The sequence below is a fragment of the Streptomyces sp. NPDC057654 genome, assembly GCF_042800135.1.
Classification (GTDB): domain Bacteria; phylum Actinomycetota; class Actinomycetes; order Streptomycetales; family Streptomycetaceae; genus Streptomyces.
This window is the reverse complement of record NZ_JBHVHQ010001283.1, coordinates 1-1,690: the sequence shown is the minus strand read 5'-3', so window position 1 is coordinate 1,690 and position 1,690 is coordinate 1. Positions and strand designations below refer to the sequence as shown.

Genomic DNA, 1,690 nt, shown 5'->3' with positions numbered 1-1,690 from the left:
GACCTAGAGCCACCACGACCCGCCCTGCGGTGATGAGCGGGGCGGGTCACCGGACGACCGACCCGAGGACGCATGGAAGTGCACGACCTCGTCGGCGGGCTGACTACCGGCACCGAGGACGACGACCAGGACCAGACCGATACCGAAACCAGCAACGCCGAAGACTCGGCGTCGTAGAGACTCCCGCCTCGGCTGCACGCCCCGTGAAGCGGAGTCGGCCGAGGCGGGACTCATGCACCCCGAACCGACCCGGAAGGATGAGCCATGCACCCACCGGCCCCCGGCCACCCCGTGACCGCTAGCGTGCTCATCACCAATTCGAGTGATGATCTGCTCATCGTCCACCCCAACAAGGGCGACGCCGCCCCTTGGCAACTCCCCGGCGGCATCGTCGAACAAGGCGAGTCACCCCTCGACGCCGCCCGCAGGGAAAGCCGCGAAGAACTCGGCCTCAACCTCGACATACAGGTCTTCGACCTGTTCGCCATCGAGTGGCTGCAAGCCACCCGCGAGGACAGTCGGGACCGCCTGGCGTTCCTGTTCGCCGGCCCCGTCCTCGAACCGGAAGACACAGTCCTCATCACGTTGCAGCACGACGAACTCGACGCGTGGCGCTGGGCGGACCGCACCGAGGCGAAAACGATGCTGCACCCAGCGATAGCCGCGCGCATCGTGGGACCGCTCCAAACCCCCGGCAGCCCGGTCTACCGTGAGACCCGACACGAAGGGGCGTTATGAACGACTTCCCGGGCCGGCCACTGCGCATCGGCACCCGCAGCTCCCCCATGGCCCTCGCACAGGTTGAGCAAGTCTCTGGCCTGCTCCGCAAGATGGAACCCGACCTCGACATCGACGTCGTACCGGTGACGACCGAAGCCGACAAGTGGCAAGGCGACCTCGCGCGGCTCGGCGGCAAGGGCCTGTTCGTCAAAGAGATCGACACCATGCTCCAGCGCGGCCAGGTCGACATGGCGGTGCACTGCATCAAGGACGTGCCCGGCGACGTACCCATGCCGCACGGCCTGATCTTCGCCGCCTACCTCCCCCGCGAAGAAGTACGCGATGTGCTGCTCTTCCCCGAAGGGTCCGACGCGCAGACGCTCGACGACCTTCCCGCCGGCGCAGCCGTCGCCACCTCAGCCGTGCGCCGCAAGGCACAGATCAACCGCGTCCGCCCCGACCTCAGCATCGTTCGGGTCCGCGGAGCGGTTGGCACCCGCGTCGAGAAGCTCGACGGCAAACGCCAGATCGACACCACGCTCGACGCGATGGTCCTCGCGCACGCCGGCCTCGAACGCCTCGGCATCGTCGACCGGGGGCGGCAGGTCTTCACCGTCGACCAGGTGCTTCCCGCGGTCGGCGCCGGCGCACTCGGCCTCGAATGCCGGAAAGACGACGACGCCGTCGCCTACCTGCTCCAGCAGCTCAACCACGAACGCACCATGAAAGAGATCACCGCCGAACGCGTCATGCTGCACGGCCTCCGCGGGCACTGCAACAGCCCGATCGCCGGGTACTGCGTCACCGAACCCGACGGACAGCTCAGCTTGCGCGGCATGGTGTTCTCCCGCGACGGAAGCAAGTTCGTTCACGCCCACTTCTGGGGCGAGTCACTCAACGACCCGGCAGTGCTCGGCTCCCGCGTCTGCGCCGAGCTGCTGCGCCAAGGCGCCCGCGACATCATCGAGGG

General features: G+C 67.8%; 2 protein-coding genes. Both read left to right on the top strand.

Annotated features, from left to right (window positions below):
- The first annotated feature begins 264 nt into the window (after positions 1-264).
- Positions 265-738 (top strand): NUDIX domain-containing protein, encoded by a 474-nt coding sequence (locus tag ACFU99_RS42870; RefSeq protein ID WP_384403992.1) that lies wholly within the window; start codon positions 265-267, stop codon positions 736-738.
- The coding region (gene hemC, locus ACFU99_RS42865; protein WP_384403989.1) for a hydroxymethylbilane synthase at positions 735-1,690 on the top strand (956 nt) is incomplete at its 3' end. The genes ACFU99_RS42870 and hemC, both read left to right, overlap by 4 nt.

Bases quoted from the DNA above. Each gene is read 5' to 3' on its own strand.
- ACFU99_RS42870 (WP_384403992.1), top strand. From the start codon at position 265: ATGCACCCACCGGCCCCCGGCCACCCCGTGACCGCTAGCGTGCTCATC.